Genomic DNA, 17,638 nt, shown 5'->3' on the forward strand with positions numbered 1-17,638 from the left:
ATCTGGAAGACGGAGATTCCCTGGGAGTGCCCGGTGCGCAAAAGCCCGTCTTTCGATAGCCAGTATGATGCTGCCCGCGACCTTGCAGAGGCGATGGCAGACGAGGCAGATTATTGCGCCGCCTGCATTGCCGGCTTCGACGGCAACGAAGAGCGCTCGTCCGACGAGATTTTCCTGGAGCAGAACGCACGTTTCCAGGCTTTCTTCGACGACAGCGCCACGCTTGATGTGTTGCTTGCAGAACTCGTCTTTTCCCTCGACCGGCTGACATCAAAGGTTTCGGCAGATCTCGATAGTTTTCGCGGGCTGACGCGGGGTGAAAAGATAACCGGATGGTTTTCCCGGCAACGCATGTGGCGCATGCACGGCGCGCGGGTGCGCGAGGCACCCGTCGTGGAACAACTGCTCGATCTTCTGGCGAAATCGGATCTTCTGGCGACGCTGCTCGAGGGCCAGAGGCGATTGCTCATCCGGCGTCACAAGAGCGCCGAATCGAGCCTCGTCAACATTGTCGAGCATCGACGGCGGCTGGTCGACGAGATCGATATCGCACGAATGCGCATGAAGGAGCTCAACGCCAAGGCATTGATCACGCAGGGCCGCATCGGCGTCTATGGCAATAAGGCACATTGGGAACAGATGGAGACGGAGCGTCAGGCGCTGATAGCGGAGGCCGAGCGCATTTCCGCCGAGGAACACGCGATGCGTGACGAGAGCCAGCGGCGCGAACGCTTTATCGGCATGTTTCAGGCTTTCGTCGACAGGCTGAACGGTCGCATCGCCGGCTGCAACGTTCTTATCCGCAAGCTTTCGGTCGATACTGAGGAGCGGCTCGTCATCTATCAGGCGCAGGTCGATACTGACCGGCCCGGCATGAAGGCCAGGATCAAACCGGAGCTTTTCCCGAATATTGCGGCGCCCATCGCGCTCTTCCAGAAAGGCATGCTGGTCCCTCAGGATCTGGTTCAGCGCAAGAGCCGTGCCGATCAGGAATTTGCCCGTCGATTCCCCGTCTATGCCGAGGAAAGGTCTGATGCACCGCTGATCGATGTGATGGGCAAATCTCCTGTGTTCGGGCTCGGCTTCCTGCGTTCGCTTCGCTCCTGACGGATGAAGAAGAATTGCCTGTCCGGGGGCGCCACGTCTACCTCCCGCCATTCGAGCCGAAATATCCTTGGCTCTTGTTGTACTTGAGCGGTCGAGCGCATATGTGGATGAAGTGGATACCCCCGTTTCGCCGCCTGACAGGAGACGACGATGCTCGACCGGATTGCCGGTTTTTTCAGACTGATCGGCCGGACGATCAGCCGCTGGATTCGCCTTTTTGCTGCCTGGGCCTTCTGGCCGTTCCTAGCCGCGCACGGATGGTATGCGCGGCGGACATGGATTATCCGGCTGCCGATCCTGGCGTTCCTTGCGCTTCTTGTCGTTCTCTACGGCTATTTTATATGGCAGACGCAGATCTGGTCTAATTTCAATACAAATTTCGTCGATCAGTATCGCCTTTCTGATCGCAAGGTACCGGCCGGGCAGGAAATTCCGGCGGCAGACGGGGCAGCTGCCAAAACCTGCCAGCGCTCGGCGATTGTCGATGTCGCGGCCGATCTGACGGATTTCAACGTCAACCAGAATGCCTGGATATCGTCGATGGTGCTCTACAAGATGGGCTTCTTCGGCATCGATTGGGATCACACGCCTTTCCTCGACAACAAGGCATCGTTCCAGCGTGGCATTAACCAGGCCGTCCGCCGCACCTCTGTCGAGCTTGTCGACACGCTGGGTCGCGTGCGCGGCACATCCGGCATCAACAACGACCTGCAGAACGCCCGTGGCAATCTGCAGTTTGACGAATATAGCTGGTATTTCGGCCTCAGCCCGTTTGGGCCGAAGACGCCGACGCCGGCTTATTACCGTGCGGCGATCAACAGCCTGCGCAAGTTCAATAGCGATCTCGCCGCCTGCAACGCGGTTTTCGACGGCCGCGCCGATAACCTCATCCAGTTCATCGATCGGATTGCCAACGATCTCGGCAGCACGTCCGACATGCTGGCTGAACGTTCGGAAAACCACAATCGCGGCTGGTTCGACACGCGTGCCGACGATCGCTTCTGGTTCGCCTATGGCCAGCTCTACGCGTATTACGCGATCCTTTCTGCCGCACAGGCGGATTTCTCCCAGGTTGTGTCAGAGCGAAACCTCGGAGCGATCTTGGCCGGCACAACGCGGCAATTCCAGGCGGCACTTCGCATCCAGCCGGCGATCATCTCCAACGGACGGGAGGATGGCTGGATCATGCCGAGCCATCTGGCTACGATGGGCTTTTATATTTTGAGAGTGCGTTCGAACCTCGTCGAAATCCGCGCGGTACTCGACCGCTAGTCCCCCTTAGCGTCAAACCGGAGTTCCGCCGTCCTCGAAGCCGACGATACGCAGCTTCTCGACGAATTCATAAGTGATTCCGACGATGCCGCCGCCGCTGGCATCATCACGGAACTTTCCAACCGAGCGCACCATCTTGTAACCGCCGAGCCCGTTGTCGACGCGATAGACATAGTGGAAGCCGACGCGGTGAAGACTGGCCTGCTCGAAGGTTTCGGCGATCAGCAACCGGTCCTCCTGATGGATGCGTGACATGAGCTCGGTCAGGTTGACCGGACCTTGGGTGTAAGGAAGACGGAAGATCTGATGAACGTCTTCGCTGGCGAAGAAATGTCCCGTGTCGAGATTCATCCGCCAGAAGCCGAAGAGGCGATAAGCGGCGAACATGGTCAGCGCCTCGGCATCAGTAATGCCTATATGGCCGCGGGATTGCAGCCGATGTTCGACGGCTGGCTGTTCGAAACGAAGAGGCACGGTTTCCCCCCAATTCGGGATGACGCGCTGATTCTCTTCTGATTTCTCAGTTGATCAGCTTCAATCGGATGGCTTTTGCTACCAACTGGGTGCGGTTGACGCAATCGAGTTTTTTAATTGCATTGGTCATATAGGCATTTACGGTATGATCCGAAAGCGCCAGGATCTGGCCGATCTCAATCGAGGTCTTGCCTTGCGCCGTCCAGCGCACGACTTCGAGTTCGCGTGCCGAGAGGGCGTTGTGCGCACTTTCCTCATTGCGCTTGACGGCGTTGTAAGTGTCGAGCGCGTGGAGAATGATCATCGCAAGTTCGTTGGTCTCGCTCTGGCCGAGGGATGCGCGTTCTCCACCGAACCAGAAGACGAGGCGCTGACCGTCAGCGGAATTGATCGGCATCGCGATGCCCGCCATCAGGCCGTGTTGCAGCATCAAATTCCTGATGCCGGCGGAAAAGGATTGTGCATGATTGGGATCGCTGAGATGCCAGACCTGCGGAACGGCCGATCCCCTCATGCGGGCGGCAAATGGACAGGCTCGCAGCATATGACCGCGATCGAAATCCCTGATGTAGGAAACCGGCAGCGAGCTCTCGATAATCAGGGGCCTGAGCAGCAGATCTTCTGGCGTCGGTGCGTTGAGCAAGGTTACGTGCTCAAAACCGAAGGCGGCCGCCACCCTTCCAAGCGCTTGCGCAAATAGGCCGCGCGTACGCGCCACCGCCAGTTCGCTCGACAGCGATGACTGCCTTTCAGAGGTAGTCATGTAAGACATCGTACGCCCCCGCTAGTCTTCATGTTACCGCTATCAAATACATAAATACGCACGTATGCTAGTGGTAATTGACTTAGCACCCACTGATTAATTCATTTCGTGAAAAATTAAGCAGGTGAAAAACGCGTTTAAGTTGATTTCCAAATTAGACGGGTAGAATAGCAGTGCCTTTTACCTCTTCCATGACTGCGTAGGTATGGGTTTCGCGTACGCCGGGAAGAGGCAGAATCACTTCCGAGAGAAATTGACGATAAGCATCCATGCCAGCCATGCGCGCCTTCACTAGATAATCGAAGCCTCCTGCGACCATGTGACATTCCATAACATCGTCACTGCGTTTTACCGCCGCAGCAAAAGCATCGAAAACGTCAGGCGTGGTGCGGTCGAGTTTCACCTGCACGAAAACGAGGAGGTTGCGCCCGAGCTTTTCCGGCGAAAGGACGGCCATATAGCCCGTGATATAACCGTCACGGGTCAGCCGCTTGACGCGCTCGGCGGTCGCTGTCGGCGACAGGCTGACGCGTTCAGCCAGTTCTATGTTGGAAAGCCGTCCCTCCTTTTGCAGTGCGCGGAGAATCTTGCGGTCGAGACGGTCGAGTTCTTTCATTTTTCGCGGCCTTTCCGGCGGTCAATAGGCAAAGATCATGCTGGCAGCCGACAGTTTAGTGAAAAACGCCACGAATGAACAGCTATGTTGGCGAAATCACGGAGAACCCTTTATGCCGACCCAGATTTCCACGCCTTTTGCCCCGTTCAACGCTCCATTTGCCGGTGACGACGATCGTCTGCTGCATGGTTTTGCCGAAAACCTTCGCTTTTCAGCCACGCAGGATGCGGCGATCGACAAGCGTGCCAGCGGCATGATCGAAGCGATCCGCGACAATTCCGGATCGATCGGCGGCGTGGAAGATTTCCTGCGGGAATACGGGCTTTCGACCAAGGAAGGCCTGGCGCTGATGGTGCTTGCCGAAGCGCTGCTGCGCGTGCCCGACGCGCTGACGCAGGACAGGCTGATCGAAGATAAGCTGAAGGAGGGCGGCTGGAGCGAACATGAGGGAAAGGCCGACAGCTGGTTTGTCTCGGCATCGGCCTGGGCGCTCGGCCTTTCGGCCCGCATCATCCGTCCGGGCGAAACGCCTGAAGGCGTGGTTCGCGGCCTCGTCAAGCGCATGGGGCTGCCGACCGTTCGTAACGCCACCAAACAGGCCATGCGTTTCCTCGGCCATCATTTCGTGCTTGGCGAGACGATCAAGGACGCGCTGAATCGCGCGGCCAAAAGCGAGGAGAAGGGCTATCGCCATTCCTTCGACATGCTGGGCGAGGGCGCGCGCACCGCCGAAGACGCTAGGCGCTACTGGCAATCCTACGCCATGGCGATCGAGGCGATCGGCGGCTGGATGGCGAAGAATGCCAAGGCCAGGGACCTGCCCGATCGTATGGGCATTTCCGTCAAGCTTTCGGCGCTGCATCCACGCTATCTCGCCACCCACCGCGACCGTGTGATGAAGGAACTCGTGCCCGATCTCCTGAAGCTCGCCCAGATGGCCAGGGCGTACCAGCTCAATTTCACCATCGACGCCGAAGAGGCCGACCGGCTGGAGCTTTCGCTCGACGTGATCGCCGCCGTGTTCTCCGATCCATCGCTTGCCGGCTGGGATGGTTTCGGCCTAGCGATCCAGGCCTATCAGAAGCGCGCGGTTGCGGTGATCGACTATATCGACGAGCTTTGCGAGACCCTCGGTCGTCGCATGATGGTACGTCTCGTCAAGGGCGCGTACTGGGATACCGAGATCAAGCGGGCGCAGGAGCGTGGGCTTGACGACTATCCGGTCTGGACGCGCAAGCAGGCGACGGACCTTTCCTATCTTGCCTGCGCGCAGCACATGCTCGCCAAGCGGGCGCGTATCTTCCCGCAGTTTGCCACCCATAATGCGCTGACGGTTTCCACCATTCTGGAGCTGGCCGGTAACGATCGCTCCGGCTTTGAGTTCCAGCGCCTGCATGGCATGGGCGAGAGCCTCTACAATCATTTGCTTGATACCAACGATCGGATCGCCTGCCGCATCTATGCGCCTGTTGGAGGCTATCGCGATCTGCTAGCCTACCTCGTTCGCCGCCTTCTGGAAAATGGTGCCAACTCCTCCTTCGTCGCCATGGCTGGCGACAAGAACGTATCCATCAAGGCACTGCTGGAGCGCCCGTCCGAAAAGCTGCAATTCGATGTCGGTGCGAGTGCGCGCAACAGCAAGATTCCGATGCCGTTGCAGCTCTATGGCAAGCGCAGAAACAGTGCCGGGCTGGAATTCGGCCATCGCGCAACGCTTGAAACTCTGATGAGCGGTATCCGCAAGGGTATTCCCGCAATTTCCGCTACGCCGCTTATTCCCGGCGTGGCCGCAAGCGGAGCTGAAGCGCCCGTCATTTCACCCTCCAACCATTCGAAGACGGTCGGCTCGGTCCGCAACGCCACTGCGGCAGATATCGACAAGGCCTTTGCCGTCGCAGGCAAGGGCTTTAAAACCTGGTCGCGCCGTTCGGTGGAGGAACGCGCATTTGCGCTGGAGCGCATGGCCGATCTCATGGAAGAAAACCGCGATCGGCTGCTGGTGCTTCTCGCCGAAGAAGCCGGCAAGACGCTCGACGACGGCATTGCGGAGATTCGCGAGGCTGTGGATTTCTGCCGCTATTATGCCGGCGAGGCGCGCCACCTGTTCGGCGGCGTGATCAAGATGCCGGGACCGACCGGCGAGGACAATCGCTACCTCTGGCGCGGGCGCGGCGTCTTTGCCTGCATCTCGCCCTGGAACTTCCCGCTGGCGATCTTCCTCGGTCAGGTTTCAGCAGCCCTCGTGTCCGGCAATGCGGTGCTGGCAAAGCCTGCGCCGCAGACGCCGCTGATCGCCTATGAGGCGGTTAAACTCTTCCACAAGGCCGGCGTGCCGGAAGATGCATTGCTTTTCGTTCCCGGCGGTCCTGATGTCGGTGCTGCGATCACAGCACATGCGGCTCTTGCGGGCGTCGCCTTCACCGGTTCGACGAAGACCGCCTGGGCGATCAACAGGGCGCTTGCCGCCAAGGACGGACCGATCGTGCCGCTGATTGCCGAAACCGGTGGCCTCAACGCCATGGTCGTCGATGCAACCGCGCTCGGCGAGCAGGTGGCAGATGATGTGGTGCTCTCGGCCTTCCGTTCGGCCGGCCAGCGCTGCTCCGCGCTGCGTCTGCTCTTTCTGCAGGAGGATGTGGCCGAGCACATGACGCAGATGATCGAAGGGGCTGCACGTGAGCTGCAGCTCGGCGATCCCGCGCTCGAAACCACCGATGTCGGCCCGATCATCGACGACAAGCAGAAGGCGATGCTGGAAGCCCATATTGCCGATATGCAGAAAACACAGAAGGTGCGCTATGCCGGCAAGGCGCCTGATGGAGGTAGCTTCTTTGCGCCGCATATCATCGAGCTCGACAAGCCAGCAGCGCTGACCAAGGAAGTCTTCGGACCCGTGCTCCACATCGTCAAATGGAAGGCGAAGGAACTGCCCAAGGTGCTGCAGGATATCCAGGCTTCGGGCTACGGCCTGACGCTCGGCATCCATAGCCGTATCGAATCTACGATCCGTACCGTCACCGATGCACTCGATACCGGCAATATTTATGTAAACCGCAACATGATAGGCGCTGTCGTCGGCACTCAACCCTTCGGCGGCTCGGGGCTCTCGGGTACTGGCTTCAAGGCCGGCGGTCCGGCCTATCTGCAGCGCTTTGCTCTGGAACAGGTGATCTCGGTGAATACGGCTGCCGCGGGTGGCAATGCCAGCCTGATTGCTATGGGCGAGTAAAGCAATAGGGCGGCAGCAAGCGCTAATCCTGCTTGCTGCCGTTCAATTCAGTTGCTAAGCGTATAATCAGATGCAACTGAGGCGATCTAAGCGTGCGCTTTGCAGTTTCTTTTTTTGATAAGTACTTTCCCCTCCAATTATTATTTGTTTTGTTTCTTTTCAATTTGCCGATAGGTGCTGCTGTCTCCCAGGCTGCCGAACAGAAACAGTCAGAACATCCGGCCATGAGCTTCATCGTCGTGCGCCATGCTGTCTGCAACCAACCCTGCCCGGAATGGATTTCGGCCGAGGGGCGCATTACTTCCGATACACCTGTCCAATTGAGAAAAATTCTCAAGAAGATCGGGGATCGGAAATTGCCGGTCGTGTTCCGTTCGGAAGGTGGGGATGTGAACGCTGCCTATGCCATGGGACGAATAATTCGTAAGGCCGGGCTGGAAACCGCGGTCGGTGGTACACGGCTGGAAGGCTGTCCGCCAGAGGATCTGCGCTGCGCTGCTGCCATCGCCCGGAATGGCGCTTCGGCGGGATCTACGTACTCGTATGGAGCATATTGCGTCTCTGCGTGCCCGCTGGCTTTGGCGGGTGGTACGACGCGGGCTTCGTCGCAATGGGCGTATGTCGGCGTTCATCAGATCACGACTGTCTACAACAAGATGCGCGTGTCCTATCGTATTGAATATAAGATGGTGAATGGGAAGAGGCAGGAAGTCTCCCGCAAGGAGGTTGGCCGCAAGGTTACCGGGCAGAGCAGCTCAACCAAGCTCGGCAAAAAAGCTACCGCGACTCTGAAGGCGTATCTGAAAGAAATGGGGGTCAGCGATGACATCGTTGACCTGATGATGAGTGCCGCGCCTGACAGCATGGCGATGGTCGCACCTATGGAAGCGCTCAGGACTGGTTTGATCACGGATATGCTGGCTTACAACGAATGGCCGGGCATGCCGCTCTGCGCGCCGGATATAGCGGCCGATGCCGTATGCTATCGCCATCCGACACCTAAAGCGGTTGTCGCTGAGGCGCCTGTGAAGCGCGTGACCGTATACCCAAGCTATCCTGCGCCTAACTCCCATCCGATGGACTTTCTCCTGATGTACAATGGCAATTGCCAGGAAGAGTGCACGCAGTGGATCTCGGCCGATGGCGACATCATGCCGGATACACCGGCTCAGCTGGACGCTATCTTGAAGACCCTCGGCGACAGAAAGCTGCCGGTCGTCTTTCAGTCCTTTGGTGGCGACAAGGACGCAGCTTTCGCAATGGGCCGCATGATCCGCGCTGCAGGCCTCGATACGTCAATTGGTAGAACGCGCTTGCCGAATTGTCCGATGGAGGATCCGCGTTGCACCGCAAGCATGGCCAAAAGCGGGCCGACCGAGGGGGAAGTCTTTGCCGGTGGTGCGTACTGTTTTTCAAGCTGCACGCTCGCCTTTATGGGCGGAGCGTCGCGGCTCGTGGGAAGGACATCCGCTCTTGGCCTGAGCCAGCCGGCAGGCAAGCTCACGGAGGCTGATCGCGGAAAATTCATTGCCTATTTCAGCGAGATGGGCATCAGTTCCGAGACCTTCGACACGATGATGATAACGCCGTCTTTCGGGAGAGGCGATATATACCCGCCTCAGGCGCTCAAGCTCGACATCATCGATGGCGTGATCCCCTACGATGAGGAGCCTGGCCTTCATTTCTGCGGACCGAACGCGAAGGAAAGCGTACGGTGCCCCAGGAAATCCGAGGCAGTGATCGTTCCGGCATCGGTAAATTGATGCTGAGAGCCGAAAGCAGAGGCCGTAACAATACGGCGCTTTTGCTGCGCACCGGCGCTTGCCGCTTTACCCCTTATCCTTCAGGTCATTCTTCGATGTGACACTCATCAGCTTCTCGAGAAAGCCGAGCATGAGTGCCGAGACGACGAAGGCGAGGTGCATGAAGGTCAGCCACATGATCTTGCCATCGTCATATTGATTGACGTTGAGGAAGACCTGCAGCAAGTGGATCGAGGAAATGGCGACGATGGAGGAGGCAACCTTGATCTTCAGGCTGCCGGAATCGAGCTTGCCGAGGAAGGAGACTTCGCCTTCCTTTTCCGCCTCGTCGAAGCGGCTGACGAAATTCTCATAGCCGGAGATCATCACCATGACAATGAGGCTTGCGACGAGTGCGGCATCGATGAGACCGAGCATGGCGAGGATCATTTCGGCCTCGCCGAGCTCGAACACGCTCCCTGCGACCTTCAGGAACTTGAAAGCGAAGGACACGGCATAGACGGCGAGCGCCAGCACAAGGCCAACATAGAAAATCACCAGCAACCAACGGCTGGAAAGAATGATGCGCTCGACGAGAAGCTCAAGTGATTTCATGGTTAGCCCCGTAAAACACAGAATCGCTTGTTCCTAATAAACAGCCGAACAGGCGGGCGGCAAGCGCAGCTCTATTCACAGTTCGGGCATATTTCGCTATCTCGTTGAAATAACGCCCGAGTCCGTCGCGCGCTCAAAAAGCGGGAACCTGATCCATGGCTGCCATTAAGTCCGATATCGAAATTGCGCGTGCGGCAACGAAGAGGCCGATCGCTGAGATCGGCGCCAAGCTCGGCATCCCGCCGGAGCAATTGGTTCCCTACGGTCACGATAAGGCCAAGGTCAGCGCCGAGTTCATTGCTGCACAAAATAGCAAGAAGGACGGCAAGCTGATCCTCGTCACCGCCATCAATCCGACGCCGGCGGGCGAGGGCAAGACGACGACGACGGTCGGTCTCGGCGACGGGCTAAACCGGATTGGCAAGAAGGCGATCGTCTGTATACGCGAGGCTTCGCTTGGCCCCTGCTTCGGCGTGAAGGGTGGGGCGGCCGGCGGCGGTTATGCGCAGGTCGTGCCCATGGAAGATATCAATCTGCATTTCACCGGCGACTTCCACGCGATCACCTCGGCGCACAATCTGCTCGCCGCGATGATCGACAATCACATCTATTGGGGCAACGAAGAGAATATCGACCTGCGCCGCGTTACCTGGCGGCGGGTGATGGACATGAACGACCGGGCGCTGCGCAGTATGGTGTCCTCGCTCGGCGGCGTATCCAACGGCTTCCCGCGGCAAAACGGCTTCGACATCACCGTCGCGTCCGAGGTTATGGCGATCCTCTGCCTGGCGAGCGATCTCAAGGATTTGGAACGCCGGCTCGGCGATATCATCGTCGGCTACCGCTTCGACAAGACCCCGGTTTATGCCCGCGATCTCAAGGCGGACGGCGCGATGGCCGTGCTCCTGAAGGATGCCATGCAGCCGAACCTTGTGCAGACGCTCGAAAACAACCCGGCCTTCGTGCATGGCGGCCCCTTCGCCAATATCGCCCACGGTTGCAATTCTGTGATCGCGACGAAGACGGCGCTGAAACTCGGTGATTATGTCGTGACGGAAGCGGGTTTCGGGGCGGATCTCGGGGCTGAGAAATTCTTCGACATCAAGTGCCGCAAGGCGGGGCTGAAGCCGAGCGCTGCGGTGATCGTGGCGACAGTCCGGGCGCTGAAGATGAATGGCGGCGTTAAGAAGGACGATCTCGGCACGGAAAATGTGGCAGCGCTCGTGCGTGGCTGCTCCAACCTCGGTCGCCATATTGCCAATGTGCGCCGGTTTGGCGTGCCTGTCGTGGTTGCGATCAACCACTTCACTTCGGATACGGATGCGGAAATCGCTGCCGTGAAGGAATTTGTCGCGCGCCACGGCGCGGAAGCCATCCTCTGCCGTCACTGGGCGGAGGGTTCGGCGGGGATCGAGGACCTCGCCTATAAAGTGGTGGAGCTTGCCGAATCCGGACAGGCTAAATTCGAGCCGCTCTACGGCGACGACCTGCCGCTATTCGAAAAGATCGAGATCGTCGCCTCGAAAATCTATCACGCCGGCGAAGTGACCGCCGACAAGGCCGTGCGCGATCAGCTCGCAGCCTGGGAGGAGCAGGGCTACGGCAAGCTGCCGGTCTGCATGGCGAAGACGCAATATTCGTTCTCGACAGATCCGAACCTGCGTGGTGCGCCGGAGGGGCATATCGTACCGGTGCGCGAAGTGCGCCTGTCGGCCGGCGCCGGTTTCGTTGTGGTCATCACCGGCGAGATCATGACGATGCCCGGCCTGCCGAAATCGCCGTCGGCCGAGCGGATTTTCCTGAATGATCAAGGTTATATCGAGGGGCTGTTCTAGGCAGTGGCCATCTCACGATCCGATTCAAGGCTTTCGCAAGTGGATTCCGTTCCCGCAACCAAGGTATTGAATGCGCTCGAATTTCAGTGGCAGTAGCGATAGCCGCCTTTCCTTTCGATGACGTCGAGATGGAAATGGGTCTCGTGGGCGGCATCGCTTTCGGGATCGAGCACTGTCGTGAAATAGAGGCAACCTGCCGCGCTCACCGTGCGCTGGAATGCACCTGTCAACGTCGAATCCTCGCGGCGCGAGCGGACGGCAACATCTTCGCCCTTCTTGAAGCTGAAGCTTGCGATGTCGATGGCATTGCCGCGGGCATGTTCGGAGATCTTGCCGGTATCGGCGCCGTTGCGCAGGCGGCAAATGTAGGCGGAGGCCTGATTGATGGTTGTGATGCCGCCACTTTCCGGCAAGGCGACAGCGGCTGCGGGAATGACGCTTCCTTTCATCCATTGGGCTAGCGCCAGTGCCGTTGGGCAGCGCAACGTCGCTTCAGGCCTCAGCTTGATGCCGGGCAGTGCCTCGGAGACAATGATCGGTTTGTCGATGCCGCAACCATTGCCGCCATCGATACGGGCTGTCTCTTTGAAGACAACGCCGAGGTTCTGCAATTCTCTGGTGCACTCCGCATGGTCCGCGTCGCTTTCAGGCTCGATGGTCAGGTGCTGTTCCTCAAGTGTCTGCTCGCTCGGTGTCGGTGGTTCCTGTTCTTCCGGCGGAGCAGGAGGTAAGTCACCCTTTCCACTTGGCGGGACGGGAGGAGCTTCGGCGGGTTTGGGCTGCGGTGTTGGAATTTCCGCATCTGGTTGCGATGTCTCGGGCTTCCGTTCGGGCGCAGTTTCCGGCTGAGGCTTGGGAGCTTCTTCGGCTTCCGGTTTCTTTTCTGGCTCGGGGACTGCGGGCGCTTCAATTGCTGCTTCTGGCTTTGCCTGAGGTACCGGGCCGGTTCGCGGCAGTCTTGCGCCAGGCAGCAGGGCGAGTGCGGCAAGAAGGACTGCTATCTTCCGAAATTCTCTCACACGTCGTTCCCGTCGTTGATCGAGCGGAGAGGAAACGCAAGAGGGACGGATTCGTTGCAATTGCGCAACGTCCGGCAAGATCGTTTAAACTTGATCGCGTTATTCAACATAAGTTGACGGAATATATTGACAATAAAACTCATGTTTTTTATGCGGCAAAAAGAAGGCGGAAGTCTCCGCCTATCGTCCGCAGCCTAGCCAGCCCCTCGAGCGTCTGACACGCCACGACAGCCAGCCCGGTAATTTCCATTTGAGGGTAGGTTATGATCGTCCGGCATTGGCGCTCGGTTCTAATGGTCTGCACAGCAGCCGCACTTGTTTTTCCTGTTTCACAGACTTTTGCGCAGAGCGCTCCGGCGGCCACGCCGGTCGCGAATGCCGATGATGCGACCGTTCTTCAGAAGATCGTCATCAAGGGAAAACGGGTTGCGCCCGGCAGCGTAGCCGACACGCCGCTCGCAACCGAGATCGACAAGAAAGAGCTAGAACAGAAGCAGGTCACCAATTACGACGACCTTGGCCGTAGCGTCGATGCGACCGTCAACTATTCGCGGGCCGACGCCGGCTTCAATCTGCGCGGCCTTTCCGGCCCGCGTATCCTGACGACGATCGACGGTATCCCGATCCCTTATCTTTCTAATAGCTCGCGTCAGGGCGCGTTTGCGCCGGCCAATGCGAATGGTGGCGGCGATACTTTCGATTTCGACTCGCTCTCCTCTCTCGATATCGTGCGCGGCGCAGATTCGAGCAAGGGCGGTTCAGGCATGCTGGGCGGCGCCTTCGTCCTCAATACGCTCGAGCCTGAGGATCTGATACCGGAGGACCGCGACTGGGGTGCGATCGTCAAGTCGACCTATGACAGCGAAGACCGCAGCATTGCCGGCTCCGCCGCCGCTGCCAAGAAGGTAGGCGATACGTCGATCCTTTTCCAGGGCGCCTATCGCAAGGGCCATGAACGCGACAACAAGGGCGATAACGACAGCTATGGCCGTTTGCGCACTGAGGCGGATCCTGCGGATTTCGACCAGCACAACCTGCTCTTCAAGCTGCGCCAGGATCTTGAAGGCGGCCATCGCGTCGGTCTGACGGCCGAGCGCTTTCGACGCGACCTGAAGACTGATCTAAGGGACTTGCAGGGCACGCCTCCGATCCGCAGCTATCTCGTCGGCGACTATGACGGTCGAGAACTGCGCGACCGCGACCGTGTTTCGCTCGATTATGATTACGAGGCACAATCTTCCGACGCATTCTTCAGCACTGCCAGAGCCACCCTCTATTGGCAGAATCTGAAAAAGGAATCCGGCAGCCAGGGCCGTACAGCAGCCAGTGTCGCTTACGGCCGTAATAACAGCATCGAAAACGAAACTTGGGGCTTTAGCGGTACGGCAACGAAAGACTTCGAATATTCCGGCCTTAGCCATTCCGTTCGTGTCGGCCTCGATGTCGGGCTATCGAAATGGACCCAATATAGTTCTGCGCTTTGCCCGACGCCGACGACCTGCCCGTCGCTCAACAACCAATCCGAAGTGCCAAACGTCGACAGTGCGAATCTCGGCGTGACATTCGAAGACAAGATCGAGATCGGCAATAGCGGCTTCGCCCTGACGCCTGGTTTCCGCTTTGACTGGTTCAACTACCGGCCGTCGACGGGCGGCGGTTTCGAGAGCAATCCGGCGCTTCCCCGCTTCGGTGCGATTTACGATCGTACGGAAGCCGGCATGTCGCCAAAGTTGCTTGCGACCTACGATCTGACGCCTGATGTTCAGCTCTATGCTCAGCTTGCCGTCGGCTTCCGGGCGCCGACCGTCGACGAACTCTACAGCCGCTTCTACAACGCGACGCAGGGTTACGCGCAGCTCGGCAACCCGAATTTGGACCCGGAAATCGGTCGCGGGATCGAGATCGGTGCCAATTTCGACACTGGCGGTCTGCAGGGTCGCGTAGCGGCATTCCATACGCGGTATCAGAACTTCATTGAAACCGTGACGACAAGAGATCCCACCACCGGCTTCATGACGTTCAACTACACGAATGTATCCTCGGCTTCCATATCCGGTCTCGAAGCGAATGTGATCAAGACGTTCGACAACGGCATCAATCTTCATACCTCGCTTGCCTATACCTATGGCCGAAACGACGATACGCAGGAGCGGCTGCGCTCAGTCGCGCCGTTCAAGGCCATTATCGGCGGCGGTTGGAGCAATGACGAATACGGTTTCGACCTCTCTTCGACACTATCGTCGCAGATGACCGGCAACGACAACGCGGAGACGTCTTTCGATGCCCCTGGTTATGGCATCCTCGATCTGACGGCATGGTGGACGCCTCAGCAGGTCAAGGGTCTGCGCATCCAGGGCGGGGTCTACAACATCTTCGACCAGGAATATTACAATGCGCTCGCAGTTCGTGAGGTGAACCTCAGCGCAACGTCTTCGCAGCCGAAGGAGTGGTATTCGGAGCCGGGCCGTACCTTCAAGATCTCGGTCACCAAGACATTCTAATCAAAAATCAGCCTTTCAAGGCTGGGGTAGGGGCGGCTTTCGGGCCGCTCTTTTTCGTGGGCTGGTCGCCTCTTGCGCTTGGCTTCATCTCAGGCTAACAATTCGGCGATGAAGAAGTCTTTGAACATTGCAGTTTGGTGGTGGGCTCGCTGAGGCGGCCTCGACCAATCGTGTCCAAAGACGACGAACGAGCCGCCCGAAACTTCGAGGCGGCTTTTTTGTTTCAAAGCCGCCTTTCGTCCGGGCCCGATAACGGAGTGGAACTATGGTAACGATCCTACGGGATGATGGTGCGGAAATCTACGAGACCAAGGGCGGCATATCAGTTACGCGGCAAAGGCGGGCGATTCCCTATGCCGACGCAGTCTCATCCTATGTCGACAAGCTCGACGAGCGGCGCGGCGCCGTCTTCTCATCGAACTACGAATATCCAGGCCGCTATACGCGTTGGGATACGGCCGTCGTCGATCCGCCGCTCGGTGTTTCCTCCTTCGGCCGCAATGTCTGGATCGAAGCTTATAATGAGCGTGGCGAGATTATCCTCGGCTTTATCGTCGAGCGGTTGAAGACGGTTCGGGAACTCGAGCTCGGTGTTTCGAGCGCGCGCAGGCTCGATCTGACGGTAAAGACGCCGGATCGCGTCTTTACCGAGGAGGAGCGCTCGAAGATGCCGACGGTCTTTACCGTCCTTCGCGCCATCACCGATCTCTTCCACTCGCAGGCAGATGCCAGCCTCGGTTTTTATGGGGCCTTTGGTTACGATCTCGCCTTCCAGTTCGACGCGATCAATCTGAAGCTGGAGCGTCCTTCCGACCAGCGCGACATGGTTCTCTACTTGCCGGATGAAATCCTTGTCGTCGACAACTATGCCGCCAAGGCCTGGATTGATCGCTATGATTTCGCCAAAGGCGGCAAGACGACCGAGGGCAAGGCCGAGGATATTGCGGCAGAGCCCTTCGTGCGCACCGACGTCATCCCGCCGAAGAGCGATCACCGGCCGGGTGAATATGCCGAACTCGTCGTCAAGGCGAAGGAGAGCTTCCGCAAGGGCGATCTCTTCGAGGTGGTGCCGGGCCAGAAGTTCATGGAGCGCTGCGAAAGCAAGCCATCCGATATTTCCAAGCGCTTGAAGGCGATCAATCCGTCGCCCTATTCCTTCTTCATCAATCTCGGCAATCAGGAATATCTCGTCGGCGCTTCGCCGGAGATGTTCGTGCGTGTTTCCGGCCGCCGCATCGAGACCTGCCCGATCTCCGGCACGATTAAGCGCGGCGATGATCCGATCGCCGACAGCGAGCAGATCCTGAAGCTCCTGAACTCGAAGAAGGACGAGTCCGAACTCACCATGTGCTCGGATGTCGACCGCAACGACAAGAGCCGTGTCTGCGAGCCAGGCTCCGTAAAGGTGATTGGTCGCCGGCAGATCGAGATGTATTCGCGCCTCATCCATACGGTCGACCACATCGAAGGCCGTCTGCGCGACGATATGGACGCGTTCGATGGCTTCCTGAGCCATGCCTGGGCCGTCACCGTGACCGGCGCGCCGAAGCTCTGGGCCATGCGCTTTATCGAATCCCATGAGAAGAGCCCGCGAGCATGGTATGGTGGTGCGATCGGCATGGTCGGTTTCAATGGCGATATGAATACCGGCCTGACGCTGCGCACCGTGCGCATCAAGGATGGTATTGCCGAAGTACGCGCTGGCGCGACGCTGCTCAACGATTCCATTCCCGAGGAAGAAGAAGCCGAAACCGAACTGAAGGCCTCCGCCATGCTTTCTGCAATCCGCGACGCCAAGACGGGCAATTCGGGCAAGATCCAGCGCGATGTCGCCTCTGTCGGCAAGGGCGTCAACATCCTCTTGATCGACCATGAAGACAGCTTCGTCCATACGCTGGCGAATTATTTCCGCCAGACTGGTGCTACTGTCTCGACGGTGCGCACGCCGGTGTCGGAGGAGATCTTCGACCGGCTGAACCCGGATCTTGTCGTTCTTTCGCCCGGTCCCGGCAACCCGAAGGATTTCGATTGCAAGGCCACGATCAAGAAGGCGCGGGCGCGCAACCTGCCGATCTTCGGCGTTTGCCTCGGCCTGCAGGCGCTGGCGGAAGCCTATGGCGGCGAGCTTCGTCATCTCGCGCTGCCAATGCATGGCAAGCCGTCGCGCATTCGCGTGCTGGAGCCCGGTATCGTCTTCTCTGGGCTGGCCAAAGAAGTCACTGTCGGCCGCTATCACTCGATCTTTGCCGATCCCTCGACGCTGCCGCGGGAGTTCATCATCACGGCGGAAAGCGAAGATGGCACGATCATGGGCATCGAGCATGCCAAGGAGCCGATTGCGGCCGTACAGTTCCATCCGGAATCGATCATGACCCTCGGCGGCGATGCCGGCATGCGCATGATCGAGAATGTAGTGGCGCATCTCGCCCGCCGGGCAAAGACCAAGGCCGCCTGATACCAAAGCT

Annotated in this window: 12 protein-coding genes; 7 read left to right on the top strand and 5 right to left on the bottom strand. The window is 58.6% G+C overall.

Annotated elements, in window-relative coordinates:
• Positions 1-33 precede the first annotated feature (33 nt).
• Positions 34-1,107: a hypothetical protein gene (locus FHX15_RS01660; protein WP_184393106.1), complete on the top strand. Its 1,074-nt coding sequence runs from the start codon at positions 34-36 to the stop codon at positions 1,105-1,107.
• Positions 1,108-1,257: 150 nt separating this feature from the next.
• Complete coding sequence (locus tag FHX15_RS01665) at positions 1,258-2,379, top strand: DUF2333 family protein (protein WP_184393107.1); 1,122 nt, start codon at positions 1,258-1,260, stop codon at positions 2,377-2,379.
• A gap of 12 nt (positions 2,380-2,391) precedes the next feature.
• Here the strand turns inward: FHX15_RS01665 and FHX15_RS01670 are convergent, their stop codons facing one another.
• From FHX15_RS01670 to FHX15_RS01680, 3 genes are all read right to left on the bottom strand, one after another.
• On the bottom strand, positions 2,392-2,853 hold the full coding sequence (locus FHX15_RS01670) for a diguanylate cyclase (RefSeq protein ID WP_184393108.1): 462 nt from the start codon (positions 2,851-2,853) through the stop codon (positions 2,392-2,394).
• A gap of 46 nt (positions 2,854-2,899) precedes the next feature.
• Positions 2,900-3,625 carry a LuxR family transcriptional regulator gene (locus FHX15_RS01675; protein WP_184393110.1) on the bottom strand — a complete coding sequence of 242 codons (726 nt, stop codon included), beginning with the start codon at positions 3,623-3,625 and terminating at the stop codon, positions 2,900-2,902.
• Positions 3,626-3,770: 145 nt separating this feature from the next.
• Entirely contained in the window at positions 3,771-4,232 is a 462-nt protein-coding gene (locus FHX15_RS01680; protein ID WP_184393112.1) for an Lrp/AsnC ligand binding domain-containing protein, read from the bottom strand.
• Between the two features lie 112 nt (positions 4,233-4,344).
• Here FHX15_RS01680 and putA point away from each other — a divergent pair, with 112 nt between their 5' ends.
• Both putA and FHX15_RS01690 read left to right on the top strand, forming a co-directional pair.
• Positions 4,345-7,461, top strand: a complete 3,117-nt coding sequence (gene putA, locus FHX15_RS01685; RefSeq protein ID WP_184393114.1) for a bifunctional proline dehydrogenase/L-glutamate gamma-semialdehyde dehydrogenase PutA — start codon at positions 4,345-4,347, stop codon at positions 7,459-7,461.
• 92 nt (positions 7,462-7,553) lie between these two features.
• Positions 7,554-9,224, top strand: coding sequence for a hypothetical protein (locus FHX15_RS01690; protein WP_184393115.1), 1,671 nt, complete (start codon positions 7,554-7,556; stop codon positions 9,222-9,224).
• 66 nt (positions 9,225-9,290) lie between these two features.
• On the opposite strand, the gene FHX15_RS01695 is transcribed toward FHX15_RS01690, so the two are convergent.
• Positions 9,291-9,818, bottom strand: a complete 528-nt coding sequence (locus tag FHX15_RS01695) for a TIGR00645 family protein (RefSeq protein ID WP_184393117.1) — start codon at positions 9,816-9,818, stop codon at positions 9,291-9,293.
• A 155-nt stretch (positions 9,819-9,973) separates the two neighbouring features.
• Here FHX15_RS01695 and FHX15_RS01700 point away from each other — a divergent pair, with 155 nt between their 5' ends.
• A complete protein-coding gene (locus FHX15_RS01700) occupies positions 9,974-11,653 on the top strand; it encodes a formate--tetrahydrofolate ligase (protein ID WP_184393119.1) in 1,680 nt (559 codons plus the stop codon).
• Between the two features lie 83 nt (positions 11,654-11,736).
• Here the strand turns inward: FHX15_RS01700 and FHX15_RS01705 are convergent, their stop codons facing one another.
• On the bottom strand, positions 11,737-12,672 hold the full coding sequence (locus tag FHX15_RS01705; RefSeq protein WP_184393121.1) for an extensin family protein: 936 nt from the start codon (positions 12,670-12,672) through the stop codon (positions 11,737-11,739).
• Positions 12,673-12,935: 263 nt separating this feature from the next.
• On the opposite strand from FHX15_RS01705, the gene FHX15_RS01710 reads away from it, so the two are divergent.
• Positions 12,936-15,173, top strand: coding sequence for a TonB-dependent hemoglobin/transferrin/lactoferrin family receptor (locus FHX15_RS01710; protein ID WP_184393123.1), 2,238 nt, complete (start codon positions 12,936-12,938; stop codon positions 15,171-15,173).
• A gap of 265 nt (positions 15,174-15,438) precedes the next feature.
• Entirely contained in the window at positions 15,439-17,628 is a 2,190-nt protein-coding gene (locus tag FHX15_RS01715; RefSeq protein ID WP_184393125.1) for an anthranilate synthase, read from the top strand.
• Positions 17,629-17,638: the final 10 nt, after the last annotated feature.

This window comes from Rhizobium sp. BK650 (genome assembly GCF_014195325.1).
GTDB lineage: Bacteria > Pseudomonadota > Alphaproteobacteria > Rhizobiales > Rhizobiaceae > Rhizobium.